The organism is Streptomyces sp. A5-4 (assembly GCF_051131715.1).
Lineage (GTDB): Bacteria > Actinomycetota > Actinomycetes > Streptomycetales > Streptomycetaceae > Streptomyces.
The window spans coordinates 669,563-695,238 of the sequence record NZ_CP178591.1 but is presented as its reverse complement, the minus strand read 5'-3'; the positions used below and the strand labels follow the sequence as shown (position 1 = coordinate 695,238).

At 72.0% G+C, this 25,676-nt stretch carries 25 protein-coding genes; 11 read left to right on the top strand and 14 right to left on the bottom strand.

What is annotated here, in order from left to right; translation table 11 throughout:
* Positions 1-3: 3 nt before the first annotated feature.
* Positions 4-453: a nitroreductase family deazaflavin-dependent oxidoreductase gene (locus ACLLJJ_RS03065; protein ID WP_434587701.1), complete on the bottom strand. Its 450-nt coding sequence runs from the start codon at positions 451-453 to the stop codon at positions 4-6.
* Between the two features lie 124 nt (positions 454-577).
* Between ACLLJJ_RS03065 and ACLLJJ_RS03060 the strand changes: the two genes are divergently transcribed.
* From ACLLJJ_RS03060 to ACLLJJ_RS03050, 3 genes are all read left to right on the top strand, one after another.
* Complete coding sequence (locus tag ACLLJJ_RS03060) at positions 578-1,324, top strand: TetR/AcrR family transcriptional regulator (protein ID WP_434587700.1); 747 nt, start codon at positions 578-580, stop codon at positions 1,322-1,324.
* Positions 1,325-1,466: 142 nt separating this feature from the next.
* Positions 1,467-2,708 carry a sensor histidine kinase gene (locus ACLLJJ_RS03055; protein ID WP_434587699.1) on the top strand — a complete coding sequence of 414 codons (1,242 nt, stop codon included), beginning with the start codon at positions 1,467-1,469 and terminating at the stop codon, positions 2,706-2,708.
* A complete protein-coding gene (locus tag ACLLJJ_RS03050; protein ID WP_434587698.1) occupies positions 2,705-3,370 on the top strand; it encodes a response regulator in 666 nt (221 codons plus the stop codon). The genes ACLLJJ_RS03055 and ACLLJJ_RS03050 overlap by 4 nt, the downstream gene beginning before the upstream one ends.
* Here the strand turns inward: ACLLJJ_RS03050 and ACLLJJ_RS03045 are convergent.
* The 3 genes from ACLLJJ_RS03045 to ACLLJJ_RS03035 form a co-directional block, all read right to left on the bottom strand.
* Positions 3,331-3,609, bottom strand: coding sequence for a DUF6332 family protein (locus tag ACLLJJ_RS03045; protein ID WP_434587697.1), 279 nt, complete (start codon positions 3,607-3,609; stop codon positions 3,331-3,333). The two genes, ACLLJJ_RS03050 and ACLLJJ_RS03045, sit on opposite strands and share 40 nt — an antisense overlap.
* Before the next feature lie 292 nt (positions 3,610-3,901).
* Positions 3,902-4,252: an SCO4225 family membrane protein gene (locus tag ACLLJJ_RS03040; RefSeq protein WP_434587696.1), complete on the bottom strand. Its 351-nt coding sequence runs from the start codon at positions 4,250-4,252 to the stop codon at positions 3,902-3,904.
* An 89-nt stretch (positions 4,253-4,341) separates the two neighbouring features.
* On the bottom strand, positions 4,342-5,568 hold the full coding sequence (locus ACLLJJ_RS03035; protein ID WP_434587695.1) for an MFS transporter: 1,227 nt from the start codon (positions 5,566-5,568) through the stop codon (positions 4,342-4,344).
* A gap of 132 nt (positions 5,569-5,700) precedes the next feature.
* On the opposite strand from ACLLJJ_RS03035, the gene ACLLJJ_RS03030 reads away from it, so the two are divergent.
* A complete protein-coding gene (locus ACLLJJ_RS03030; protein ID WP_434587694.1) occupies positions 5,701-6,933 on the top strand; it encodes an ROK family protein in 1,233 nt (410 codons plus the stop codon).
* 47 nt (positions 6,934-6,980) lie between these two features.
* Positions 6,981-7,940, top strand: coding sequence for a prolyl aminopeptidase (gene pip, locus ACLLJJ_RS03025; RefSeq protein WP_434587693.1), 960 nt, complete (start codon positions 6,981-6,983; stop codon positions 7,938-7,940).
* An 89-nt stretch (positions 7,941-8,029) separates the two neighbouring features.
* On the opposite strand, the gene ACLLJJ_RS03020 is transcribed toward pip, so the two are convergent.
* Positions 8,030-8,611, bottom strand: coding sequence for a DUF4865 family protein (locus ACLLJJ_RS03020; RefSeq protein ID WP_434587692.1), 582 nt, complete (start codon positions 8,609-8,611; stop codon positions 8,030-8,032).
* Positions 8,612-8,625: 14 nt separating this feature from the next.
* Positions 8,626-9,201, bottom strand: coding sequence for a TetR/AcrR family transcriptional regulator (locus ACLLJJ_RS03015; RefSeq protein WP_434587691.1), 576 nt, complete (start codon positions 9,199-9,201; stop codon positions 8,626-8,628).
* 182 nt (positions 9,202-9,383) lie between these two features.
* Between ACLLJJ_RS03015 and ACLLJJ_RS03010 the strand changes: the two genes are divergently transcribed.
* Genes ACLLJJ_RS03010 through ACLLJJ_RS03000 form a run of 3 tightly spaced genes read left to right on the top strand, consistent with a single transcriptional unit; the run spans position 9,384 to position 13,008 of the window.
* Positions 9,384-9,677 carry an SHOCT domain-containing protein gene (locus ACLLJJ_RS03010; RefSeq protein ID WP_434587690.1) on the top strand — a complete coding sequence of 98 codons (294 nt, stop codon included), beginning with the start codon at positions 9,384-9,386 and terminating at the stop codon, positions 9,675-9,677.
* Positions 9,674-10,450: an ABC transporter ATP-binding protein gene (locus ACLLJJ_RS03005; protein WP_434587689.1), complete on the top strand. Its 777-nt coding sequence runs from the start codon at positions 9,674-9,676 to the stop codon at positions 10,448-10,450. The genes ACLLJJ_RS03010 and ACLLJJ_RS03005 overlap by 4 nt, the downstream gene beginning before the upstream one ends.
* Positions 10,447-13,008, top strand: coding sequence for an ABC transporter permease (locus ACLLJJ_RS03000; protein WP_434587688.1), 2,562 nt, complete (start codon positions 10,447-10,449; stop codon positions 13,006-13,008). Before ACLLJJ_RS03005 ends, ACLLJJ_RS03000 begins: the two co-directional genes overlap by 4 nt.
* Positions 13,009-13,039: 31 nt before the next feature.
* Here the strand turns inward: ACLLJJ_RS03000 and ACLLJJ_RS02995 are convergent, their stop codons facing one another.
* Positions 13,040-13,522, bottom strand: coding sequence for an ATP-binding protein (locus ACLLJJ_RS02995; RefSeq protein ID WP_434587687.1), 483 nt, complete (start codon positions 13,520-13,522; stop codon positions 13,040-13,042).
* A 166-nt stretch (positions 13,523-13,688) separates the two neighbouring features.
* The gene (locus ACLLJJ_RS02990; protein ID WP_434587686.1) at positions 13,689-14,024 is read right to left on the bottom strand and encodes a hypothetical protein; all 336 of its coding nucleotides are present in this window, start codon (positions 14,022-14,024) and stop codon (positions 13,689-13,691) included.
* Between the two features lie 263 nt (positions 14,025-14,287).
* On the opposite strand from ACLLJJ_RS02990, the gene ACLLJJ_RS02985 reads away from it, so the two are divergent.
* Positions 14,288-15,451 carry a PLP-dependent cysteine synthase family protein gene (locus ACLLJJ_RS02985; protein WP_434587685.1) on the top strand — a complete coding sequence of 388 codons (1,164 nt, stop codon included), beginning with the start codon at positions 14,288-14,290 and terminating at the stop codon, positions 15,449-15,451.
* Here the strand turns inward: ACLLJJ_RS02985 and ACLLJJ_RS02980 are convergent.
* The gene (locus ACLLJJ_RS02980; RefSeq protein ID WP_434587684.1) at positions 15,448-15,945 is read right to left on the bottom strand and encodes an SRPBCC family protein; all 498 of its coding nucleotides are present in this window, start codon (positions 15,943-15,945) and stop codon (positions 15,448-15,450) included. The genes ACLLJJ_RS02985 and ACLLJJ_RS02980 overlap by 4 nt on opposite strands.
* A gap of 62 nt (positions 15,946-16,007) precedes the next feature.
* A complete protein-coding gene (locus ACLLJJ_RS02975; RefSeq protein ID WP_434587682.1) occupies positions 16,008-16,892 on the bottom strand; it encodes a DeoR/GlpR family DNA-binding transcription regulator in 885 nt (294 codons plus the stop codon).
* Between the two features lie 273 nt (positions 16,893-17,165).
* Here ACLLJJ_RS02975 and ACLLJJ_RS02970 point away from each other — a divergent pair, with 273 nt between their 5' ends.
* Positions 17,166-19,556: a hypothetical protein gene (locus ACLLJJ_RS02970; RefSeq protein WP_434587681.1), complete on the top strand. Its 2,391-nt coding sequence runs from the start codon at positions 17,166-17,168 to the stop codon at positions 19,554-19,556.
* On the opposite strand, the gene ACLLJJ_RS02965 is transcribed toward ACLLJJ_RS02970, so the two are convergent.
* The 4 genes from ACLLJJ_RS02965 to ACLLJJ_RS02950 form a co-directional block, all read right to left on the bottom strand.
* A complete protein-coding gene (locus ACLLJJ_RS02965) occupies positions 19,526-21,931 on the bottom strand; it encodes a right-handed parallel beta-helix repeat-containing protein (RefSeq protein WP_434587680.1) in 2,406 nt (801 codons plus the stop codon). The genes ACLLJJ_RS02970 and ACLLJJ_RS02965 overlap by 31 nt on opposite strands.
* A 101-nt stretch (positions 21,932-22,032) precedes the next feature.
* Positions 22,033-22,638, bottom strand: coding sequence for an Rv1733c family protein (locus ACLLJJ_RS02960; protein ID WP_434587679.1), 606 nt, complete (start codon positions 22,636-22,638; stop codon positions 22,033-22,035).
* Positions 22,639-22,689: 51 nt separating this feature from the next.
* Complete coding sequence (locus tag ACLLJJ_RS02955; protein WP_434587678.1) at positions 22,690-23,514, bottom strand: MOSC domain-containing protein; 825 nt, start codon at positions 23,512-23,514, stop codon at positions 22,690-22,692.
* A 42-nt stretch (positions 23,515-23,556) separates the two neighbouring features.
* On the bottom strand, positions 23,557-24,030 hold the full coding sequence (locus tag ACLLJJ_RS02950) for a DUF6643 family protein (RefSeq protein ID WP_434587677.1): 474 nt from the start codon (positions 24,028-24,030) through the stop codon (positions 23,557-23,559).
* A 261-nt stretch (positions 24,031-24,291) separates the two neighbouring features.
* On the opposite strand from ACLLJJ_RS02950, the gene ACLLJJ_RS02945 reads away from it, so the two are divergent.
* Positions 24,292-25,584, top strand: a complete 1,293-nt coding sequence (locus tag ACLLJJ_RS02945) for a TerD family protein (protein ID WP_434600280.1) — start codon at positions 24,292-24,294, stop codon at positions 25,582-25,584.
* The last annotated feature ends 92 nt before the right edge of the window (positions 25,585-25,676 follow it).

The window sequence follows — 25,676 nt, the reverse complement described above, 5'->3', positions numbered from 1 at the left end:
CCGTCAGACGGTGACGGTGATGCGGAAGACGGGGTGGTCGGGGGCGATGCGGCGCAGCTCCTCGGTGGAGGAGTCCGGTCCGACGCCGCCGAAGAAGACCCCGACCTCCGCCTTCCAGCGCTTGAGGTAGGCGCGGAGGAGCTCGGGCTTCTCGTCGTCGGTCACCTCGGTGGCGGTGAACACCTCGGTCGTCCTGCCGAGGTGCAGTTCACCGCCGCCGGCGGCCCGCATGTTGTGCGTCCACTGGACGTGTCCGCGCGGCGCCACGAGGTATTTGTCGCCCTCCACGGTCAGTAGATTGACCGGGGTGCGGCGCCACTCACCGCTCTTGCGACCACGGACCGCCAGCACCCGGGAGCCCCAGACGCTGAGCCCGCGGCGGGTGAGCCAGGCGATGGTGCGGTTGAGGACGTTCACTGTGAACCAGCCGGGCTTTTGCACGTGCGTGGACATCGTGTACCCCTATGTTTGTGAGCACTGCTCTCGCTTGAGAGCAGTGTGCACGAGTTCCGTGATCCAGAGCAAGAGCAGTGCTCTCGTTATTGGTCGGCGCTCTCCGGCGTGCCAGACTGCTCCTATGAGCGCCATGCGTGGAGCCAGGGAACGAGCCCGCATCGAAGTCACCGCGGCGATCAAGGAAGAGGCCCGCAGACAGCTTGCCGCCGAAGGCGCGGCAAAGCTCTCGCTGCGCGCCGTCGCGCGCGAACTCGGCATGGTCTCCTCGGCGCTCTATCGCTACTTCCCGAGCCGCGACGACCTCCTGACCGCCTTGATCGTCGACGCGTACGACGCCGTGGGCGCCGCCGCCGAGGCCGCCCTCGCCCAACAGTCCGCCCGCGCCGCGCATCCGGGGCGCTGGGGCGCGGTCTGTCTGGCCGTACGCACCTGGGCGCTCGCCCATCCCCACGAATATGCCCTGATCTTCGGCTCGCCGGTCCCCGGCTACACGGCCCCGATGGCGACGGTCGGCCCCGCCTCCCGCGTCGGCCAGGCCCTCATCTCCGTCCTGCGCGACGCCCACCGCACGAACGGTCTCGCCGTCCCGCGCCTCACGGCCGGACTGCGCCCCGAGGCGGAGCGGCTGGCCGCCGATGTGGCGCCGGACCTGCCCCCACCGGTCGTCGCCGCCCTGATCGCCGCCTGGGCCCAGCTCTTCGGCCTCATCTCCTTCGAGGTATTCGGTCAGTTCAACCGGATCGTGGAGGACCGCGACGCGTTCTTCGCGCACTCCGCCGCCGGCCTCGCCCACTCCGTGGGTCTGATCGGCGGACGGATGGCAGGGCCCGGCAGCCGGGCCGCCCCCGCTGGTGACGCGGCGCCCTGACCCGCCACCCGCACGACGGCGTGCGCGGGCCGAACGGCATGAACAGCCCCCCATGCCGTGGCCGGGTACTGCACAGGGAGTACGCGTGATCACCTCGTCCGGCTGACGCCCGGGCCGCCGCCGCCGGTCTAGCGTGGCCGGTATGAAAGCGCAGCGGGAACGTGGCCTCGGTGGTTTCCCCCGAGAACGGGGCGGATCGCCGCCGTGGCGTGCCTGGACGCCCCGGCCGCCGGGCGGCGGGCTGCCCTGGGTCTCCACGCTCGTACTGGCCGTGTTCGTGCAGGTGGGTTCGACGTTCGCGGCGCACGGCCAGCTCGGCGAGCGTGAGCCGCTCGACCTCTTCGCCCGGTTGCTGCTGGCCGCGGGGCCTGCCGCACTCCTGGCGCGCCAACGCTTCCCGGTACCGGCCGTGTTCGGCGCGTCGGCGACCGTGATGATCTATCTGGGTGCCGGATACCCCTACGGGCCGGTCTTCGTGACCGCCGCCGTGGGCTGCTTCAGCGCCATCGTCACCGGGCACCGGAAGGCGGCCTGGTGGTCGCTCGGGATGCTCTGGCTGGGGCATCTGGCCCTCGCGCACGGCCTCTACCGGTGGCTGCCGCCCGACGGGGGGCAGGCGGCGCCCTGGTCCCAGGAACTGGCGGTCGCCGCCTGGGTGGTGGCCATCGCGGCCGCCGCGGAGCTCGTGCGGGTACGCCAGGAGCAGTGGGCCCGCGAGCGCGTCGAGCGTGCGGAGGCCGAGAAGCGCCGCGCCGACGAGGAGCGGCTCCGTATCGCCCGTGAGCTGCACGACGTACTCGCCCACAGCATCTCGGTCATCAACGTTCAGGCAGGCGTCGGCCTGGCCCTGCTGGACTCCGACCCGGAACAGGCGCGTTCCGCCCTGGCCACCATCAAGGCCGCGAGCAAGGAGGCGCTGGGCGAGGTGCGGCAGGTGCTCGACACGCTGCGAACGCCCGGCGACGCCCCGCGCGCACCGGCGCCCGGACTCGACCGCCTCGGCGAACTCGTGGAACAGGCCTCGGCTGCGGGTCTCACTGTCGAGGTCGAGACCGACGGCGTACGTGCCGCACTCCCGCCCGGCGCCGACCTGGCTGCCTTCCGCATCATCCAGGAGGCCCTCACCAATGTGGTCAGACACTCCGGATCGCGCGGCGCCCGGGTCAGGCTCGGCTACGCCCCCGGCCGCTTGGACCTGCGGATCGACGACGAAGGGCCGGCCACCACCGGCGGCGACGCGGGCGGCAGCGGCAACGGACTGGTGGGAATGCGGGAGCGCGCGGCGTCTCTCGGTGGCACCATTGAGGCCGGTCCGCGCCCGGACGGCGGCTTCCGGGTGGAGGCCACCTTGCCCTTCTCGGCCGCACCGAAGGAGAACTCGTGATCCGCGTACTGCTCGCCGACGACCAGGCGCTGGTGCGGGCGGGCTTCCGTGCCCTGTTGACCGCGCAACCCGACATCGAGGTGGCCGGTGAGGCGGCGGACGGTGAGGAGGCGGTTCGCCTGGTGCGCGAACTGCGCCCCGACGTCGTCCTGATGGACATCCGCATGCCGCTCCTCGACGGCCTCGCCGCCACCCGTGGCATCACCGACACCCCCGCGCTCGACGGCGTGAAGGTCATCATGCTGACCACCTTCGAGCTCGACGAGTACGTCTTCGAGGCGATCCGCTCCGGGGCCTCGGGCTTCCTCGTGAAGGACACCGAGCCGGAGGAACTGCTGCGCGCGGTAAGGGCGGTGGTGGAGGGGGACGCACTGCTCTCGCCCGGAGTGACGCGAAGGCTGATCGCGGAGTTCGCGGCCCGTTCCAAGGAGCCGGCCCACGCCGAGGTGCTGAACCAACTCACCGAGCGGGAGCGGGAAGTGATGGCCCTGGTCGGCATCGGGCTCTCCAATGACGAGATCGCCCGCAGGCTCGTCGTCAGCCCGCTCACCGCCAAGACGCACGTCAGCCGCACCATGGTGAAGCTCGGCGCCCGTGACCGGGCCCAACTGGTCGTGCTCGCCTACGAGTCGGGGCTGGTGCGGCCGGGCTGGCTGGGCTGAGTGCCGGGTGCGCCCTTGTAGCGCCACAGGACGTGGACGACTCGTAGGACGTAGACGGCGCCGGCCAGCGAGCAGCCGGCCATCAGCATGACCCTGTTCACGGCCGGTGAGGAGACCAGGAGATACACGGGCGCGGTGACCGCGGCGAAGGCAACACCTGCCAGGACGGCCGCACTGAGTAGCGCGTAACCGATCTCGACGGTTATCGCGTCACGCTGGGCCCGCGTCCTTGTCGCCATGACGTCAAGTTTCACAGGGTGCCCGGCCGGCGGGCAAGTGGACGCCGCTCGCGACCGGATGATGCCCGGCCTCTCGCGCCACAGCGCGGTGAGTGCGGCGCGTCGCCCGGCGGTGGTGAACCGTGCCGGTGTGCCGCAGCGGATCCCGCCCCGGCAGGCCGGGGCAGATGGGCACCTCGGCGCCGGGGCCCGCGCGCTACGCGGCTGCGGCCAGGCAACCGGCCTTCCCCGTCGGGCGGTTGAGGTGTGCGGCGATCTCCATGCCGCGCACCGGGCCCGCGGAACAGGCGGGTCAGGCGCGCTGGGGGCGAGCCGGGCTCGCGGCGCCGCGCAGCAGGCGGACGAACAGGCCGAGCGCGAGCGACTGGATCAGGACGGAGAGCACCAGGGCGATGTACAGGAACGCGCCGGACCCGGTCACGGCCTCCCCGAACATCGAGCCGCCGATGAAGAAGGCGAAGATCGTCGGTGCGGCGAGGAGCAGCAGCCATACACCGGCGAGCGAGGCGTCCTCATGGGTGACGAAGAGCGTGTCGATCGCGACGAACACCGCGGTCGCGGCGACCACGCTCAGGTAGACGAGCGAGGCGCGGTTGCGGAACGTCAGTCGCACGAGGTCGTGCAGGCGTTGCCGGGAGCTCATGGTCTTCTCCTCCTGCGGGCGGTTGAACGGATGCCCTCATGGTGCGCCGGGCGTGCCGCTTTCGCCTGAGTACGCCTACTCACTCCTACTCATCGTCGGCCGGGCCGGGCGGGCGATGCGTTGCGTGCGGAGAACCCCAGCAGGGCGGCAGCGGCGGCGAGCAGTGCCACCGTGGTCAGCGCGACGGGCAGGGAGAACCAGTCGGCGAGGAAGCCGATGGCGGGCGGGCCCACCAGCATGCCGCCGTACCCGAGCGTGGACGCCGCCGCGACACCGCTCGGCCCGGCCAGCGCCCCGGCCCTGCCGACCGCCACGGGAAAGATGTTCGCCAGGCCGAGTCCGGTCACGGCGAAGCCGAGCAGGGTGAGCCAGGCGGTGGGGGCGAGCGCGCCGAGCAGCATGCCGCCGGCCGCGAGCAGGCCGCCCCCGACGAGGGTGCGGGTCTGGCCGAGCCGTTCCATCAGGGTGGTTCCGCTGAGCCTGCCCACCGCCATGGCCAGCGCGAACAGCGAGTACCCGGTCGCTGCCACGCCCGGCCGGGCCTGGAGGTCCTGCTGGAGGTGGAGCGTTCCCCACTCGGCGAGCGCCCCTTCGCCGTACGCCGTGCACAGCGCGATGACGCCGAAGAGCGCGACGACCTTGCGGGTCCTGCCGTCCATCGGCCGGGGTCCCGCTGTCGCTTCCGTGCGCTCGGGGGTGGGCGCCGGGTGGCGCAGCAGGGTGGGGCCGGTGACGGCCGTGACCACGAGTCCGATACCGGTCAGCGCCAGCAGATGGGTGGTGGGGGAGAGGCTGCCCGCCACCAGACCGCCGAGACCGGCGCCTGCCATGCCGCCGAAGCTGAACGCGGCGTGGAAACTCGACATCACCGGGCGCCGCATGGCCGCGACCAGGTCGACCGCCGCGCTGTTCATGGCGACATTCGCGCCGCCGTACGCGGCGCCGAACATCAGCAGCACGAGGCCGAGGGCGAGCGTCGAGTGCGTCCGGGTCGGCAGCGCGATGCTCAGCGACAGGAGCACCCCGCAGACCACGGTCACCGTATGGCTCCCGAAGCGTCGGCAGAGACGTCCGGTGAGCATCATCGTGATCACCGCGCCTCCGGACACCCCGAGGAGGGCGAGTCCGAGATCGCTCGCGGAGGATCCGGTCTGCTCCTTGATGGCGGGGATGCGGACCACCCAGCCGGCGAAGAGGAAACCGTCGAGGGCGAAGAACACGGTCAGGGCGGCACGGAGGGCGGGCAGGGAGGTCGCTGCGGGGTTCGCGCCCTCGTTCCCGGGGGCGGCCGACCGTAGTTTGTTTAGTAGCGGCACTAAATGAGCATAGGGGCCGGACCCCGATCCGGACAAGACGCGTGGTGAGACTGGGGTCAACGCGCCGAGAGAGCCCCGGGACAAGGGGAGCCGGACCCGGACGATCTTCTGGAACATGGGAGACTCGCCCCCATGAACGGCAAGGCGAGCACCATCAGGACACGGCTGGAGAGAGGCCGGAGCGCGCTCGGGCCTGCGCTGGAACTGGTGCACACGGGCCGCGCGCCCACCCGTGCCGTGCTCACCGCCGAGCTCGGCGTCACCCGGGCCACCGCGGGCGCGGTCGCCGCCGAACTGGAGGCGCTCGGGCTGATCCAGGTCGACTCCAGGCCGGGCGCCGCGGCCGGCTCACAGGGCCGCCCCTCGCACCGGCTGACCGTCAACGACTCGGGCCCCGTCGTCCTCGCAGCCCAGGTCCACGCCGACGGTTTCCGGGCGGCGCTCGTCGGCCTCGGCGGCCGGATCGTGGCCACCGCACCCGGCTGCGAGGCGGTGTCGGCCGACCCGGCCCAAGTCCTCGGATCGGTGGTCGAGGCAGGCGCCGCGCTGCTGCGCGACACCGGGCTGCGCTGCGTCGGCGCGGGCCTCGCCGTACCGTCCGCGGTGGCCGAACCGGAGGGCACGGCGCTCAATCCGCTGCACCTCGCATGGCCCGCCGGCGCGCCGGTCTGCGACATCTTCGCCGAGCAGGTGCGCGCGGCGGGCATCGAAGGCCCCGCCTTCACCGGCAACGACGTCAACCTCGCGGCCCTGGCCGAGCATCGCCACGGCGCGGGCCGCGGCGCCGAGCACCTGCTCTGCGTCGCCACCGGACACCGCGGCGTGGGCGGGGCGCTGGTGCTCGACGGCCGCCTGCACACCGGCAGTTCGGGCCTCGCCCTGGAGGTCGGCCACCTCACGGTCAACCCCGAGGGCCGCCCCTGCTACTGCGGCAGTCGCGGCTGCCTCGACGTCGAGGCCGACCCGCTCGCCTTCCTCACCGCCGCGGGCCGCGCCCCGGGGCCCGAGGTCTCGCTGCTCCAGCAGTCCCGCGACCTGCTGCGCGGCGAGTACGACGACCCGACGGTACGGGCGGCGGCCGAGGAGATCGTCGACCGCCTCGGCCAGGGGCTGGCCGGCCTCGTCAACATCCTCAACCCGGACCGCATCATCCTCGGCGGCCTGCACCGCGAGCTGCTCGACGCCGACCCGGAGCGGCTGCGCGCCGTCGTGGCCGACCGCAGCCTGTGGGGGCGCAGCGGCGGCGTACCCATCCTGCCGTGCACCCTCGACCACAACAGCCTCGTCGGGGCGGCCGAGTTGGCCTGGCAGCCGGTGCTCGACGACCCGCTGACCGCGCTTGCGGGCGCCGGGCGGATCACGTAGCTTTCTCCGCCGCACCGGGCGCACCCGCAACCGAAGGGGACCATGACATGGCCGAGCTCTACCCGCCCGTCGAGCCGTACGACGAGGGCATGCTCGATGTCGGTGACGGCAACCTGGTCCACTGGGAGGTCAGCGGCAACCCGAAGGGCAAGCCCGCGGCCTTCGTCCATGGCGGCCCCGGCTCCGGCTGCAAGCCCCGCCTGCGCCAGTACTTCGACCCCGCGCGCTACCGCATCGTGCTCTTCGACCAGCGGGGCTGCGGCCGCAGTACGCCGCACGCCGCCGACCCGGCCACCGACATGAGCCACAACACGACCCACCATCTGATCCGTGACATGGAGCAGTTGAGGGAGCATCTGGGGATCGACAGCTGGCTGCTCTTCGGCGGCTCCTGGGGCTCCACGCTGATCCTCGCGTACGCCGAGCGGTATGCGCGGCGGGTGTCGGAGATCGTCATCTGCGGTGTCACGATGAGCAGGCGCTCGGAGATCGACTGGCTCTACCGGGGTGTCGCGCGGTTCTTCCCCCAGGCCTGGGACCGGTTCAGGGCTGGCGTCCCCGAGACCGACCGTGACGGTGATCTCCTCGCGGCGTACGCGCGACTGGTGTCGGACCCCGATCCGGGCGTGCGGGCGAAGGCCACCGCCGACTGGTGTGCGTGGGAGGACGCGGTGCTCTCCCTCGAACCGCACGGCAGCGCCAACCCGTACGGCGACCGCCCGACGGCGGACCGTGTCTCCCTAGTCCGTATCGCCTCCCACTACTTCTCCCACGGCGCCTGGCTGGAGGAGGGGGAAATCCTGCGCGACGCGGGCCGGTTGGCCGAGATTCCAGGCGTCCTGCTGCACGGCCGCCACGACCTGAGCAGCCCGCACGGCAGCGCCTGGGAACTCGCCCGCGCGTGGCCCGCCGCGGAGCTCGTGGTGGTCGACGACTCGGGCCACAAGGGCAGCCCGTCCATGCGGGACCTGGAGCTCGGGGTGCTCGACCGGTTCGCGAAGCAGTGAGTACGTACGCTCGCTGACGGTGAATCAGAGCCGGCCGCCCGCCCGCGCCCGGGGGCGCGTTCGCGGTGCGGGTCCGTGCCGTGGCGAGGTCACCTGGCGCCGCCGGCGAGCTCCGCACGGTGCGGAGCCGACATGTGCAGCACCTCGAAGCGCTCACCGGGCGCGTCGGGGGAGTCGTGGTCCCACAACGTGAGGTGCACGAACTCCCAGCTCCGGGGATCGAGTGCGAGGGCGGCGCACACCACGGCGTCCAGCCCGGCCAGCCGCCGGGTCTCCTTCGCCGCTTCCTCGCTCACCGCCGCGAGGGACGCCGCCGCCCCCGGTATCCGCTGCCGACGGCGCACCGCGGTGCGGGGGGTGGCCCCGGTCGCGGGGCCCTCCTCGCACACCAGCCCCGTCCAGTGGCGCACCTCGGGGCGGCCGAAGTCATCGACGACGCCCTGGAATCCGGGCCCCAGGAGGAACGCGGCCATAGCGTCTGGGGCCGTCCACAGATAGAACGGCGCGTACTGGTTCACGAGCGAGTGCGTCCCGCGCTCGCGCATCAGATAGGCCTTGAGACCGAGCCCCGGGAGTCCGTCGAGCAGATGCCCCCTGGTGGCGACGCGCTCGCGGACGATCCCCATGTCGTAGTCGGCGGGCAGGGTGATCTCGTACTGCATGGCATACACGGAAGTGAACTCCCTTACACGGAAACGGAGATGGTGGCGAAAGCCAGCAGGGCGAGCAGCCCCCGGACCGCCGTGTCGAAGGCGGCTGGCGAGCCCGAGGCCCGCGCCAGCACATAGCCGCCCTGGACCGTCGCGACTATCGCCGCCGCGATCTCGGCCGGGACCAGATACGCGCTGAACTCGCCCCGGGCCAAGCCCTCTTCGACGATCAGCGCGAGCCGCCCGCGCAGCCAGTCGAGCGTCTCGTCGACCGGCGCCCGCAGCGCGTCGTCGGTGATGATGTCGGGGTCCATCGTGAGACGCCCGACCGGACAGCCGCGCAGCACGTCGCGCTCGCGCAGCAGGTACGCCGCGATGCGCTCGTACGCCGACCCGTCCCCGCCGAGAACCGCTTCGGCCGTGGCGCGCATCTCGTCGGCGGTGCGCCGGATCGCGGCCAGCGCCAAGTCGGGCTTGCCCGCGAAGTGGTGGTACATGCTGCCCTGGCCGGCGCCCGCCCGCCGCTGGATCGCCTTGGGGCTGGTGCCCACGTAACCGCGCTCCCACAGGAGATCCCGGGTGGCTTCGATGAGGCGCTCAGGGGTGCTCATGAAACCCACTGTACATACCAGTAGGTACAAAATCGACGCGGGCCGCGAGTAGTCGCGCAGGCCCCTGTCTGCTCCCGAGGTGGTACGCGCACAGCCGCCGGCCGTACGACGACCGGGACCCCCTCCCACGGCCAGTCTCGGTAGTGACAAGGAAACAGATCGCACCGAGGAGTTGACCCGAGATGCACACCCTGGCTCACGAGGGACCCGGCCCGTGGATCCTCTTCTTCCCGCTGCTGTGGGCGGTCGCCGTCATCGGCGTCGTCACCCTGCTGCGCCGCACCGGGTGGCGCGGTCGCCGCGGCCCTCGGCAGGCCGACCGGAGCTTCGGGCACGCCCCGCACGGCGACAACTCGCCGATCGCGATGCTCGGCCGACGCTTCGCCGCCGGCGAGATCGACGAGGACGAGTACTGGCGCAGGCTGTCCGTGCTCGACGAGCAGTTCGGCCACCAGACGAAGGGCGGTGCGGCATGACCGCCACCACCGTAGGGACCGCCACCGCCGCCCGCGTCGTCGACGCCGTGAAGATCTACGGCAGGGGCGACACCCAAGTGCGGGCCCTGGACGGGGTGAGCGTCGACTTCCCGGCCGGCCGCTTCACCGCGATCATGGGGCCCTCGGGCTCCGGCAAGTCCACGCTCATGCACTGCGCCGCCGGACTCGACACCCTCACCTCGGGAGCCGCCTTCATCGGCGGTACGAACCTGAGCACCCTGGACGACCGCAGACTCACCCTGCTCCGCCGTGAGCGCATCGGCTTCGTCTTCCAGGCCTTCAATCTGATCCCCACCCTGACCGTCGCCGAGAACATCTCGCTGCCCATGGACCTCGCGGGCACCGACGGCGACCAGGAGTGGACCGATGCCCTGATCGACGCCGTCGGCCTGCGCGACCGGCTGCACCACCGGCCCAGCGAGCTCTCCGGCGGCCAGCAGCAACGCGTCGCCGTCGCCCGCGCCTTCGCCGGCCGCCCCGATGTGGTCTTCGCCGACGAACCGACCGGCAACCTCGACTCGCGCTCCGGCGGCGAGGTGCTGCGGCTGCTCGGCCGGACGGTACGGGGGAGCGACCGCACGGTCGTGATGGTCACCCACGACCCGGTGGCCGCCGCCCACGCCGACGAGGTGGTCTTCCTCGCGGACGGCCGACTCGTCGACCGGATGCAAGCGCCCACCGCCGAGCGCGTCCTGGACCGGCTCAAGGCCTTCGACAGCAGGCTCGGCACCACCGAGGGAGTGGCGACATGAGTTCCGCCCGTACGTCCGTACGCCTCAGCATGGCCTCCCTGCGAGGCCACAAGCGGCGCTTCGCCGGCACCTTCACCGCGGTACTGCTCGGCGTCGCCTTCCTCGCCGGGACCCTCGTCATGGGCGACACCCTGCGGGCGAGCTTCGACACGATGTTCGGCAACGCCACCAGCGGCACCGACGTGGTCGTACGCAGCGCCGTCGTCGTCGGCGAGGGACAGGGCGCCCGGCAGCCCGTCGACACCGCGCTGGTCGAGAAGGTCGAGAAGGCCCCCGGCGTCGCGGCCGCCGTGCCCAGCATCCAGGGTGCGGGCCAGCTCCTCGCCGCCGACGGGAAGCCCATCGGCGGCGACGGCCCGCCCACCACCGCGGCCAACTGGATCGAGGACCCGCGGCTCAACCCCTACCGGCTCGCCGAGGGGCGCGCCCCGAGCGCGAGCGGCGAAGTCGTCGTCAACCGCGGCGCGGCGAAGGACGGCGGCCTGAAGATCGGCGACAGCACCGTGCTGCGCACCCCCGACCCGGTGCGGGTACGGATCGTCGGCCTGGCCACCTTCGGCGGCGAAGACGGCATGGCCCAGGTCACCTACACCGGGATGACCCGGCCCGATGCGGAGAAGTACCTCACCCCCGAGCCGGGCGAGGCGTCGAGCATCCAGGTGCGGGCCGGGCCCGGCACCAGCCAGCAGGAGCTGGTGGACGCGCTGGAACCCGTACTGCCCAAGGGAATCGAGGCCATCACCGGGCAGGCTTCGGCCGAAGAGAGCCAGGACGCGATCTCAGGTCAGTTCCTGAGCCTCTTCACCACCCTGCTCCTGGTCTTCTCCGGCATCGTCCTGCTGGTCGCGACCTTCACCATCCACAACACCTTCGCGATCGTCGTCGCCCAGCGCACCCGCGAGAACGCCCTGCTGCGCGCCCTGGGCGCCTCCCGCCGCCAGGTCGTCGGCTCGACGCTGGCCGAGGCCACCGTCGTCGCGCTCATCGCGTCGGCGGCCGGGCTGCTCGGCGGCATCGGTATCGCCGCGGGGCTGCAGGCACTCTTCCCCGTCATCGGATTCCCCTTCCCCGAGGGCGACCTGGTGGTCGGCGCCGTCTCGATGCTGCTGCCGCTGCTCGTCGGCGTCGTGGTGTGCCTCGGCTCCGCGCTGCTGCCGGCCGTCCGGGCCGGGCGCACCGCCCCGCTGGCCGCACTGCGTGAGACGGCGGTCGACGACTCCGGCGCGTCCGGGAGGCGCGCCCTGACCGGCACGGTCCTCGGCGTGGCCGGCGTCGGCATCATCCTCGCCGGGGTGCTGGTGAGCCCGTCCGTGTGGCTGGCCGGGCTGGGCGCGGTACTGGCGCTGGTCGCCTTCGTGGTCCTCGGCCCGGTCGCGTCCTCCTACGCCGTACGGGCCCTGGGGACCCCCCTGGAGCGGCTGCGGGGCGTCAACGGGGGCCTGGCCAAGCGCAACGCGCTGCGCAGCCCCAAGCGCACCGCGGCCACGGCCACCGCCCTGATGATCGGGGTTGCCGTGGTGTCCCTGTTCACCGTCTTCGGCGCCTCGCTGAAGGCGACCATGGACAAGACGGTGTCGGAGTCGTTCGCGGGTGACGTCGCGGTCAGCGCACCGGCCATGGGCGCGGGCGGCAGCGGGCTCAGCCCCGCTCTCGGCCCGGCCCTCGCGGAGCTGCCCGAGGTCGCCACCTCGGTCGCGCTCGGCCGGGGCCCGGCGGACGTGGACGGCCGGGGGCGGCAGCTGACCGTCACCGATCCGGTCGCGCTCGCCAGGGGATTCGACCTCGGCACGGTGAACGGCCGACTCGACGGGCTCGGTACGAGCGGCGTCGCCGTATCGGAGCCGGAGGCCGACAAGCGGGGCTGGCAGCCCGGCAGCAGCACCGAACTCACCTTCACGGACGGCAGGAAGCAGACCTTCACGGTCCGCGCCGTCTTCGAGAACGCGGAGCTCGCGGGTGACTACGTCATCACCCGCGAGGCCTGGGCCCCGCACCGGGGCCAGGACGCCGACACCCTCGTCGCCGTCACCTTCAAGGACTCGGTGACCGACGCGCAGGGCGCCGCGGCGGTGAAGAAGGCAGCGGTGGCGTACGGCGAACCCGAAGTGCAGACCCGTGAGGAGTACGCCCAGTCCGCTGCCGGGGCCGTCGACATGATGCTGACGCTGGTCTACGCGCTGCTGGCCCTCGCGGTCCTGATCGCGCTGCTCGGCATCGCCAACACCCTGACCCTGGCGATCCACGAACGGACCAGGGAACTGGGCCTGCTGCGCGCGGTCGGCCAGACCAGGGCGCAACTGCGTGCGGTGGTCCGCTGGGAATCGGTTCTCGTCGCGGCGTTCGGCACGGTGGGCGGGGTGGCCCTCGGCGGGCTCCTCGGCTGGGTGCTCGTCAAGGCGTCCGAGAGCGCGGGCGACACCGCCTTCGCCTTCGCGGTGCCTCCGGTGCAGCTCACCGTGGTCGCGCTGGTCGGCCTCGCCGCCGGTGCGCTGGCGGCCCTGCGGCCGGCCCGCAGGGCGGCGCGCCTGGACGTACTGCGCGCCATCGCCACGGACTGACGGTGTGCGGGAACACGGCACCTGTGCCCGGTCAGCCCACCGCGGCCGACCGGGCGACGGTGCGCCCGTGCGGTGCGATCGCCGCGTACACCGGGTTCGCGGGCAGCGTCGCGGCGAGCGGCGGTGTGGGCAGCGTGAACCACACGGCCTTGCCCGCGTCGCCCTGCGGGCGTACGCCCCAGCTTTCGCTGACGGCCTCTATCAGCGCGAGACCGCGACCGCCGGTGTCGTACTCCTCGGCGGCGCACACCGTGGGGATGCGCGGATCGTGGTCGTGGACCGACACCGTGAGGTGTTCGAGCAACTGCTCGATCTCCACGACGCACATCTTGTCCGGCTCCGCGTGCCGGTGGACGTTGGTCAGCAGCTCGGTGACGCCGAGCGCTGCCGGGTCGATCAAAGCATCCAAATGCCAGTAGCGCAGTTGCGCCGAGATGATTCTGCGGACCTGGCCGATCCGCGACGGCAGAGCTTGAAGTTCCACCGTGCAGTGCTTGCTTGACTGACTGATCACGGCTGCGACTCCCCGAATGAGGTCCGGAAGAAGACGAAGAACGGATCCAGCAGTGGCTGCCTGCTGATTGGTCCGGCGGTGTAAATCCGAGCGTTACCACCGGTGCACCCTGAGTAACGTCCAACCAGAGTCGCCCAAGGGCCGCCCGTCCGCAACTCGCGTCGCGTCAATCCCTCGCCCCCTGCGTGTTCCGGGAGGTCCGTGCGCCGCGGATCGCCTCCAGGAACCGGTAGGACAGTTCCGCCCCGTCGGGCTTGCGTCCGCGATGGCCCATGGTGAGCCGGTAGCGGGTGCCGTTGACCGTCGCCACCGTGCTGTCGTCCCCGGCGAACCAGGCCTTGCTCGCGTGCACGGAGCCGAGCGGCGCACTGTCGATCTCCCGCCCGTTACTCGTGAGCAGGACCAGCCTGCCGTCCTTGACCAGCACCTGGCCGGCCTTGGTGAGTGAGCGGGGCCAACGCTCTATCCGTACGCCCGTAGCACTGAATTCGGGCTCCGCCATTCCACTTCGCCCCCTTCGCACACGCATGTGTCCTGTTGGGCAGTCTGCCCAAGCCTGGGCGTGCGCACCAGGGGCCCTGAGTGGTCGAATGCAGAAGGACGGGCCCGTGCCCCACTCCCGTCCCTCACGTCCCACAAGTGATTGCTATGGAAGCCCAAAGTGAATGTTTGTGCAGGTGAGAAGCTTAAAGTGGCAGGCGGGAGACAGGAGTCCCGCTGGTGGAAGCACCTGCCGCAGGGACGCCACGACGAGGAGTGCCCCGCATGAGCAGCAGCACTGACCAAGGCCCCGGCGGCGTCGCCACGGCGACCATCGATGTGGACCGGAGCGATCCGGCGTACCGGGCCTGGCTCAAAGAAGCGGTCCGCAAGGTCCACGCTGACGCCAATCGCTCCGCGGACACCCATCTGCTGCGTTTTCCGCTGCCCGAGGAGTGGGGGATCGACCTGTACCTCAAGGACGAGTCCACCCACCCGACCGGCAGCCTCAAGCACCGGCTGGCCCGCTCGCTCTTCCTCTACGGCCTGTGCAATGGCTGGATCAGGCCGGGCAAGCCGGTCATCGAGGCGTCCAGTGGCTCGACCGCGGTCTCCGAGGCGTACTTCGCGAAGCTGATCGGGGTGCCGTTCATCGCGGTGATGCCCCGCACGACCAGCCCCGAGAAGTGCCGCCTGATCGAATCCCACGGCGGTCAGTGCCACTTCGTGGACGACTCACGGAAGATGTACGAGCAGTCGGCCGCGCTCGCCGCCGAGTCCGGCGGTCACTACATGGACCAGTTCACCTACGCGGAGCGGGCCACCGACTGGCGCGGCAACAACAACATCGCCGAATCGATCTACCAGCAGCTGAAGTTGGAGCGCTACCCGGAACCGGCCTGGATCGTCGCGACCGCCGGCACCGGCGGCACCTCGGCGACCATCGCGCGCTACGTCCACTACATGCAGCACGACACCCGCATCTGTGTCCCCGACCCGGAGAACTCCTGTTTCTTCGACGGCTGGACCCGTCACGACATGCTCGCCACCAGCGACTGCGGCTCGCGCATCGAAGGCATCGGCAGGCCCCGGATGGAGCCGAGCTTCGTGCCCGGCGCCATCGATCGGATGATGAAGGTCCCGGACGCGGCGAGCGTCGCGGCCGTACGCGCGCTGGAGCTGGCCATCGGCCGCAAGGCGGGCGGCTCCACCGGCACCGGCCTGTGGAGCGCGCTGAAAATCGTCGCGGAGATGGTCGCCGAGGGGAGTACGGGCAGCGTGGTCACGCTGATCTGCGATCCCGGTGACCGCTACCTCGACAAGTACTACTCCGACACCTGGCTGGCGCAGCAGGGCCTGGACATCGCGCCGTACACCGAGGTCATCAACTCGCTGCTGGCCACCGGCGTCTGGCCGGAGCTGCCGCAGGGCATGCCCGGCACGCCCTAAGGGGTGTCCGACGGCTGCCCGGCCGGACTGGCGAGCCGCCGGTCCAGGCTGCGCATCGCGTCGCGGAAGGATCGGCCGAGGCCCGGCCTGGCCAGCCGCAGGAGGACTCGCAGCGGCGCCGGGCCGGCCATCGCGAAGGTCCACCGGACACGGGTGCCGGTGCCGGACGGGCTGAGGCGCCAGTCCTCCAACAGGGCTCGCAGCGCCGGGGCGTTGGTCTCGTCGATGCGGTACGCGTACCGTTCGGCGGGCTCCGCCGCCATGACCGTCTCCCGGAAGCGAGTGCCGCCCTTGAGCCCGATCTCGCGGCCCGCGCCGCCGTCCGTGGGCCGGGCGTGGGTCATCGCGCCGAACCAGCTGGGCCAGGCCTCGACATCCTCGGCGAGCGCACGGTAGACGGCCTCGGGCGGGGCGGACACCTGGGCCGTGAAGACCAGGCGCACGGGCGCGGAATCGACGAAATCGAGCTGCACAGGGCGGAGTCGGCGTGCCATGGACCTGCACCCCCAACGGGTTCGGTGGCGGACCGGGCCCGCACATAGTAACTGGCGGGCCGTCAGATGTCTTCGGGGCCCTGCTCGTCGCGGGAGGGACGGGACTCGCCGTCGCCCTGGGAGGCACGGGACCCGCCCGCCACTACCAGCCCCGGCAGCAGCTCCTCGATCTCCGCCCGGTCGTGCGCCGGCATCCCGCCGTCCGTCACCAGTGTGTCGACCTCGTCGAGCGTCGCGAACGAACTCAGGCCCACCGTCCCCCACTTGGTGTGGTCCGCGACCACGACGACCCGCCGCGCCGCGTGCACCAGCCGGCGGTTCGTCTCCGCCTCCGCCAAGTTCGGGGTGGAGAGCCCCGCCTCGACCGAGATGCCGTGCACGCCGAGGAAGAGGACATCGAAGTGGAGTGAGCGGATCGCCCGGTCGGCGACCGGCCCCACCAGCGAGTCCGACGGAGTCCGTACGCCGCCGGTGAGGACCACGGTGGCCGTCCCGGGCCGTTGCCCGTTCCCGCCACCCGCGCGCTGGGCGGTGTGGAAGACATCGGCGACCCGGACCGAGTTGGTGACCACCGTCAGGTCGGGCACCTCCAGGAGGTGCTGGGCCAGCGCGTACGTCGTCGTTCCGCCGGACAGTGCGATCGCGCTGCCGGGCACGGCCATCGCCGCCGCCGCCCGTGCGATGTCCTCCTTGGCGGTCAGCTCCAGGTTCGACTTGGCCTCGAAGCCGGGTTCGTGCGTGCTGGTCTCGACCACCGGCACCGCGCCACCGTGCACCTTCTCCACCACGCCCTGGCGGGCGAGGGCGTCCAGGTCGCGGCGGACGGTCATGTCCGAGACGCTGAGCTTCCTGGTGAGCTCGTTGACCCGGACACCGCCACGCCGCCTGACCTCGTCGAGGATCAGGGCGCGACGCTGCTCGGCGAGCAGGTTCTGATTCTCGGTCACGGGCGTGCCGGTCCTTTCGTGCGGTCGAAACGGGCGGTCCCACGGGCGATCGAGCCGGGACGAATCGCCGTGCCGTGCGAACCGGAGTCCGTACGGTCCGCGGGCGATTGCTCATCCTCCCACGCGCCCAGGTCCGCCGGACCTCGGGGAGATTCGGTGAGAACCGTTGGGCGGCCGCCCGCCGCCCGGGATCCTGGGAGACCGCGCCGGGCACCGCCCGCGCGGACCACGATCTTCCCGACGCAGCACGCCAACCAGAGAGCGAGACACAGAGTGCCCCGAGTCACACCGTCCCCCGACGACGGCGGGCCCGCGCTCGGACTGCTGGTGCACGGGGTCGGTGGAACCACCCCCCAGGAAATGCTCGGCGATCCGCGAACGGTCCGGATCACCGGCGACGAGACCGCCGCCATGTACCGCCGCGCCGACGACATCGAAGCTGACCTTCCTCCCGCGGACCCGGACGACCCCGAGGGCTACGCGGGCTCCGAGGACACCCAGGAGCCCCGTGAGCGGCCGGTCCCCGAGGCGTACGTCTGGTGCAACCTCACCTCCGGCAATGGCGCACGCGCCCTGTGGCTGCTCCTGCTGCCCTTCATGGTCGCCAACCTCGCCCACTGGATGCAGCCCAACACCCGAGGCCTCGGGAAGACCGTGCGCATCTACGGGGTGCTGGTGCGGCTCGTCGCCCTCAGCCTCACCGTGCTGCTCGTCGCCGCCGCCTGCGAGGTCGCTCTCGACCTGACCGCCTGGCAGTGCGCCGGCTCGGCCGACTGCTCCCGCGACAAGTCCTGGCTCGGCTTCGTCTCGGCCGCCCAGGACGGCTGGTGGGCGCAGCCAGGACGCCGACTCGCCCTCGCCGCCCTCGTGCCCGCCGCGCTGACCGGCCTGCTTTGGTACTTGTCCAACCGCACCTGGAGCGCCTACGAGTCGCAGCGACCGCTGCCGCCGGGCGCGGAGCCCGACCCGGACGAGCCGACCGAACGGCCCGCCCTCGGCCTGCCCGGCTTCTGGTACGGCCGCAGGCTCGTCTCCCGACTGCGCGCCGCCCACACCGCCGCCGGATTCCTCACCGTCGCCGCGGCGCTCGCCGGCGCGGGGGCCCGCTACGACCGGCATGCCTCCGGCCCGCTCCTGGAGACCTTCGGCTGGGCCATCGAGGCGTCGCTGGCCGCGGGCGCCGCCGTGGTCGTCTGGGTGGTCTGCCGCCGGGGCCGCAGCGAGACGCGCCTCGACCTGAAGCTCGACGGGGCCGTTGTCACCCTGCTGCCCGGATCGGCGCTCGCCCTGCTCGCCCTGTCGATGCTCTACGCCGCCTGGTCGCGCCCCGGCTGGGAGTCCGGTGGCAGGCTTCCCGGCGACTTCACGTTCGGGGTGATCGCACTCGCGCAGGGCGCGCTGGTCGTCGGCCTCGCCGTGGTCGTGCCCGCCATGTACCGGCGGGCACCCGACGCGCGTACGGCGATGCGCGGGTTCGGCGGGCCGGCCGTGGCGATGCTCGCCTGCGCGCTCGGCGGCGTCATGACCGGGGGAGTGGCCCAGCGCGTCGGCGACTGGCTGGACGGGCCGGGCACCCCGGGTGAGCGGGGAGGCAGCATCGAGGGGCCGCCGGTGCTGCTCAGCTGGCAGGCGTCGGTCATCCCGCCCCTGCTGCTCGTCCTGCTCGCGGTCGGCGCCGTCCTCGCCGTACGCACCTGGCGGGCCGGGCGGGCGCTGACCGCCCACGTCGAGGCGGACTACCCGGGCGAGGACCCCGACTGGGTACGCACCCGGCGGATCGCGCGCACCCGCGCCAGGGCCGCGCTCACCGACTCCGCCCCGTCGATCCTCGGCCTCACCTCCGCCGCGACCCTGCTGCTCGGCGCCGCCGCGCTGGCGGGCGCCCGGACGACCGGGGAGGTGCCGGGCAGGGCCGCCGCGGAGGCGCCCGCCTACATCGCCTCGATGGCCCAGACCGCACAGGCACTCGGCTCCTGGATGATCGGCTTCGGCTTCATACTGTTCGTCACCTGGGGCCGCCGCGCCTACCGTGATCCCGTGGCCCGCCGCACCATCGGCATCCTGTGGGACGTCGGCACGTTCTGGCCGCGCGCGGCGCACCCCTTCGCGCCCCCCTGCTACGCCGAGCGCGCCGTCCCCGACCTCACCTGGCGCATGGCCACCTGGACCGACCGCACCGGGGGGCGTCTCGTCATCTCGGGCCACTCACAGGGCAGCGTGCTGGCGGCCGCCGCCGTCTGGCAGCTGCCGCTGCGCACCCGGCGCCGCGTCGCGCTGCTCACCTACGGGTCACCGCTGGAGCGGCTGTACGGGCGCTGGTTCCCGCAGTACTTCGGACCCGCGTGCCTGGACGGACTGCGCCAGGAGGTGCACTGCTGGCGCAATCTGTGGCGCCTGACCGACCCGATCGGTGGCCCGGTGCGCGTCACGAGCGCCACGCAGCCCGCAGTGGACCGGGCCGCGCTCAAGGACCCGCTCGCCTACGGCCGCACCCGTGAACAGCCGCTGCCCGCACCTGTTCTGGGGCACTCCGAGTACCAGGCCGACCCGGCCTTCGACCAGGAGCGGACCGCTTTGCTCGACCGGCTGCCGCCGTCCGTGCTGCCCCGCCAGCGGCCCGAAGCCGTCCGGCCTCAGGGCAGTTCGGGCAGGTCGTCCGGGTAGAGGAGGGTCAGGTCGTCCTTGTCCATCTCGGCGAGCTGGGCGACCCGGCCCGCGTGCCGCTCCACCATCGACTCGAAGGTCTGGCGCGCGGTCCGGCCGTTGCCGAAGGCGGGCCCCTTGGGCAGCGCCGTGAAGTACTTCAGCAGCGCTTCGGCGGTGCCTTCGGCGATCCGGTACTCGTGGTCCTCCGCCTGCTGCTCCACGATCCGCAGCAGCTCGTCGGGTGCGTAGTCGGAGAAGGTGATGGTCCGTGAGAAGCGGGACGCCACACCGGGGTTGGTGGTCAGGAAGCGGGCCATCTCCGCCGTGTAACCGGCGACGATCACCACCACCGCCTCCCGGTGGTCCTCCATCAGCTTCACCAGGGTGTCGATGGCCTCGCGGCCGAAGTCGCGCCCCGAGTCCTCGGGGGACAGCGCGTACGCCTCGTCGATGAACAGCACCCCGCCGCGCGCCCGGTCGAAGGCCTCCTGGGTACGGATGGCTGTCGAGCCGATGTGCTCGCCGACCAGGTCGACCCGGGACACCTCGACGAGATGGCCGCGCTCCAGTACCCCGAGCGAGGCCAGGATCTCGCCGTACAGCCGCGCCACCGTCGTCTTGCCGGTGCCGGGGGAGCCGGTGAAGACCAGATGGCGGCGGACCGAGGCGGCCTTGAGGCCCGCCTCCAGGCGACGCCGGCCGACCTCGATCATGTCGGTGAGCGCGCGCACCTCGCGCTTGACGCTCTCCAGGCCCACCAGGGTGTCGAGTTCACCGAGGACCGCCTTGGACGACCGGGCCGGTTCGGTAGCCGGATCGGGTCCGGTCACGCCCTCCACGGGACGCTGGACCGGGATCGCGCTGAGCTGCCCGGGGGTCTGGGTCGCGGTCAGTACGACAGGGGCTCCCTGGGCCGGCGCCCGTACGCCGCTCTCGTCGCTGGTACAGTCCTCCACCAGCTGGCCGTCCTCGGCGAACTCGTAACCACCGCGCGCGCAGCGCTCGGTGCGGCAGCGTGTCAGGATCGAACGGCAGCCGTCGATCACGTGGAAGCCGTAGCCGCTGCTGCCCGTGACCCGGCAGCCGTCGAACGTGCCGCGCCCTTCCGCGGAGACGTAGAACCCCGCCTCCGCGGGCGCGGTGACGGTGCACCGCTCGATGCGTGGGTCGGCGCCCTTGGTGACGATGACGCCGGTCTGCGCGCCGTCGATGGTGCAGCCGGAGAGGGTGCCGCCGCTGCCGTGGTCACGGAACCAGGCGCCCGTGGACACCTCGCGGATCCGGCAGTCGTCGAGCTGCGCGGTCGCTCCGTCGCTCACCGAGACGGCCGTATTGCGCACCTGGGACAGGTCGCTGTCGACGACATCGGCGCGCGAGCCGCGGTCGAGGACGAAGAGGGCGTCGGGCACGTCGTGCACCCGGCAGGAGTCGAGCACGGCGGTCGCGCCGTCGCTAATCCACACGGCCGGGTAGTCGCCCGTACTGTCGTGGATCTCGCACTGGTTGGCGTCCACCCGGGTGCCCGGGTCCCAGACCGACAGGCCGTTGCGGCCGAAGCGGCGCACGGTGGAGCGGGTCAGGGTGAGGACCGACCGTGAGCGCAGATCGATCGCGTTCTCGGGGATGTCGTGGATGTCGCAGTCGCAGAGCGTCAGCACGGCGTCGGTGTCCAGAGTGATGCCGTCGGCCGAAGTGCGGTGCACGGTGCAGTCGGTGAGGTGGGCGGTGCCGCGCGCGGTGATCTGCACACCGGTGCCGTTGACCTCGTACACCTCGCAGCCGATGGCCTCCAGGCCGCTGCCCTCGCCGGTGACGGTGAGTCCGGCGCCCGAGGTGTGGTGGATCCGGCAGCGCTCCAGGCGCGGGTGCGCGCCGCCGCGGACCGAGACGCCCGACTGGCCGGCCGCGACCACCTCGCACTCCTCGAAGACCCCGCCCGCGCCCTCCAGGACAGCGATGCCGATGCCCGCCGGATTGTCGATCGTGCAGCGGCGCACGGTGGGCCGGGCGGCGCCGCGTACCTCGATGCCGACCGCGGAGCGGGTCACGATCCGCAGGTCGCTGAGCTCGGGGGTGCCGTCCTCGACGAGCAGGGCGGGAGCGGCCGAGTCCTGCCCTTCGATGTGCAGGTCCTGGACCACGGCCGAGGCGCGGACGGTCAGCGCCACGCCGTCGACGGGGGCGATACGGACCGAGCCGAGGGTGCCCTCGGGGCCGCGCAGAGTCACGGCGCGCTGGACGACGAGGTTCTCCCGGTACGTGCCGGGAGCGACGGTGAGAACGTCACCGTCTCCCGCGGCCTCCAGGGCTGCGGCGAGAGAGGCGTATTCGCCTGTGCGGCGGCGCCACCGCGATGTGCCGGTGTGCGTCACCTGGACCGTGCCCTGTGCCATGGCGTTGCTGTGCCCCCACCTTGTGCCGACGATCTGGCCGCTCCACCGTAGCGCGCGCGGGGGCGGGGAGTTGACCGGTCGGCCGTGCCCGGTGGCCCCGCTCAGCTGCCCGCGTCCGTCCGCCCCCAGTCGGGTCCGGCCCTGGCCCAGTCCTGGTCGAGACGGGCGTACCGCCGCTGCATGAGGCGCCATACGACCAGGCGCCTGCCCCCTTCGATGATCGCCACACTCGCCACTCCCGCCCCGATGCCCGCGACGGCGGCGTGGGTGCCCGCCGTGCTGCTGTCCATCGGGCGATCGACGACCCGGCCCCGCCCGTCCGTCCACATCCGGAACCGGTCGCCCGGCCGCACACCCCGCTGGGTGGTGGTCACCGCGCCCGTGTGCCGACTGCCGTCGGACGCCGTCCAGTCGGCGACGACTTGTACGCGCGCGGCGCGCTCCGAAGGCACCTCGGGGTCCGGGACCGAGGCCGGTCCCGGCGCCGTGCGCACGACGACGGCTGTCGTGAGGTGGCGCTGCTGGTGCTGCACGCGCACCGATTCCTGAAGCGCCGCGTTGGCCAGCGCGCCGCACACCCAGCCCGTTGCAGGTGCGGCGACGGCGATCAGCAGGGTGGCGGCGAGCATCGCCCATGCCTCGACGAGATCGGTCGTACGGCGCAGCGGATTGTGCCGCCAACGCCAGACTCCCGTTGCTGTGTGCACAGTCCGTCACCCCCTTTCCGCGACCGTACGAGTTCCCACGGGGGTGGGGTCCTATTCGAGGATCTCCACCGGATCACCGACACGGAGTGTCCCGGTGCGCTCCGGCACCAGGTTCTGCCCGAAGATCAGCTGGTCACCGGTGCGCCGGTGACGGGCAAGCGTACGCAGTGGCTCCTTGCCGCGCTCCGCCGTCCGCTGGTCGGTGGTGGTGACGACACACCGGCCGCAGGGTTTGGCGACCCGGAAGGTGACTTCGCCGATCGCGATCCGCTTCCAGTCGTCCTCCGCCCAGGGGGCGGCGCCGTCCACGACGACGTTCGGCCGGAAACGGTTCATGGGCAGTGGGCCCTCGTCGGGATGATCACCCTGGGCTATGAGCGAGTTGAGTGCGTCGAGGGAGGCCAGCGTGGTGGCCAGCAGAGGGTATCCGTCGGCGAAACTCACCATTTCGCCGGGTAGCGCGAACGCCGGGTCGACCGGACGGCGGTGCGCCGGCTCGTCGAGATGGACCAGGCGTACCTCGCAGCCCAGGTGCTCGCTCAGCCAGGCGTGCGCCCGTGCGTCCGCTTCGACCGCTTCGACCTTGTCCTTCCAGATCTCCACCCGAGTGGTGCAGGCGGGCTCCGGCACCGCGACGGTCAGCGTCTCCAGACCGGGTGCGGACAGTCTGATCCCGCCGTCGGGCAGGGGCTCGGCGCGCGCCAGTGCCAGCCGCGGACGCGGACGCTGGGTGACCACCTTGCCGACCGGGTCGACCAGCATCCACCTGCGGTCCCCGCTGAGTCCCCACGGCTCGACCCCCGCCTCGCCGGGCGCGCACCCGGCCAGTGACTTGACCGGGTAGACGTGGACCGCATGGAGAACTGGGTTCGGCATGAGTTCATCCTGCCAGCCGGGTCGGACACCGGGTCGAGCCGGTCAGTATCCCCCGCCCTGGTACTGGCGGTTGTACGGGTCGTCGTACGGCGAGGGAGCGGGCGCCGGGCGCGGCGCGGCCGGGCGCATCGCCTCGTACCCGGTGGCCGACCCGGGGCGCTGCTGGGGCTGCTGGGCGCCGGGGTAGCCGCGGGGGCTCGCCGCCTGCTGCGGGATGTAGGGCGCGGGGATGTACTGCGCGGGGGCGGCGTGCTGCAGCGGCATGGGCTGCTGCGCGGCCTGTGGGTAGCCGTACGCGGGCTGCTGCTGGTAGTGGGACTGGGCGGGACCGAGCGCGGGCAGCGCCGCCGGAAGGGCCGGCAAATAGCTGTTTCCGGTGTCGTATGCGGAGGGGACCCGGATGGGCGCGATCTGGGGTGTACCCCGCTCTGCGACGAGGGAGTCGTAGATCGGAGTGTCCGGGAAGGCCGGGGCGGAGTAGTAGCCGCCGCCGTAGGTGGAGCGGGGGGAGGTCATGGCACATAAGTTAAGCCGAAGATGTTCTGGTTGGGGAGCCCGATAAGAGGGTTGTTTTGCGTGTTGCGAGTGATGACGGATCCCTAATCCGAGCGAACTTGGGAAAATCGGTCGCCGTGACGTGTTGGGATCGTGTAAAGACCGTCCCTGGCCACGGGTTACCCGCGGTCCGCGCGTGATCTTCAGCCGGTCGTCGTGAACCGCGACGGCCGCAGAGGAATAGGTTTGGCCGTGCGGTATTTTCAGACACCCGGACTCGTGATGGGGGCGAGCATGTCCATGCTTAAGGGAACCAATGTTCCGGTGCCGGCAGCGGCCGTGCGCGTCGAATTGGGCTGGCGTTCGGCGCCCGGCGTGCCGGACGTCGACGCCTCGGCCCTGCTGCTGGTGGCGGGAAAGGTTCGCTCGGACGCGGACTTCGTCTTTTACAACCAGCCCACGCACGGATCGGGCGCGGTCAGGCACGACGGGAAGACTCCCGGCGGGGAGACCGTGACGGACGTACTGACCGTCGACCTCGCGCGCGTGGAGCCCGCCGTCGAGACCGTCGTGGTGGCCGCCTCCGCCGACGGCGGGAACTTCGGGCAGGTGCCGGGCCTCTACGTCCGGGTGCTCGACGCGGCCAACGGCACCGAGATCGCGCGCTTCGAGAGCCAGGACGCGAGCGTCGAGACGGCCTTCGTCCTCGGTGAGCTCTACCGGCGCCAGGGCGCCTGGAAGTTCCGGGCGGTCGGGCAGGGCTACAGCAGCGGCCTGGAGGGTCTCGCCAGGGACTTCGGCATCAGCGTCGACGAACCCCAGCAGGCCGCCCCCGCCCCCGTGCTGACCCCCGCGCCGGCCGCCGTACGGGCTCCCGCGCCGGTGCAGGCACCGCCGCCGCCCCCTGCGCCGCCGACCGCGCCGCCCGCCGCCCCGGTCCGGCTGACGAAGATCACGCTTACCAAGGAGGCCCCGACCGTCTCCCTGTCCAAGCAGGGCGGCACCACGGGCACGATGCGCGTGAACCTCAACTGGGAGGTGCGCAAGCAGTTCAAGGGGTGGGGCGCCAAGCTCGGCCGGGCCGTCGCCATGCACGGCGACCTCGACCTCGACCTGTGCGCCCTGTACGAACTGGCCGACGGCCGCAAGGGCGTCGTCCAGGCGCTCGGCAATGCCTTCGGTGCGCTCAACCAGCCGCCGTACATTCACCTCGACGGGGACGACCGGACGGGCGCCGTGAGCACCGGCGAGAACCTGACGGTCAGTCTGGACCACAAGGATCAGATCCGCCGCGTCCTGATCTTCGTCGCCGTTTATGAAGGCGCCCGCTCATTCGCGGATCTGCACGCCACGGTCACGCTCACACCACAGCACGGCGCGCCCATCGACTTCTCCCTCGACGAGTGCACCGTGCCTTCGACCGTCGCCGCACTGGCCCTCATCACCAATGAGGGCGGCGACCTGACGGTGCGCCGAGAGGCCCGCTATCTCGTACCGGAACGCGGAGTCAGCCCGCAGCGCACCATCGACTACGCCTATGGCTGGGGCATGAACTGGACCCCCGGCAGGAAATGACCGACGAGCGATCACCGGCCGGCCGGCCGGTGATCCAGCGGTCGATCACGCGGACGGTGACGCGGTTGTCCGGCGCGGCGCCCGCTTTGCGG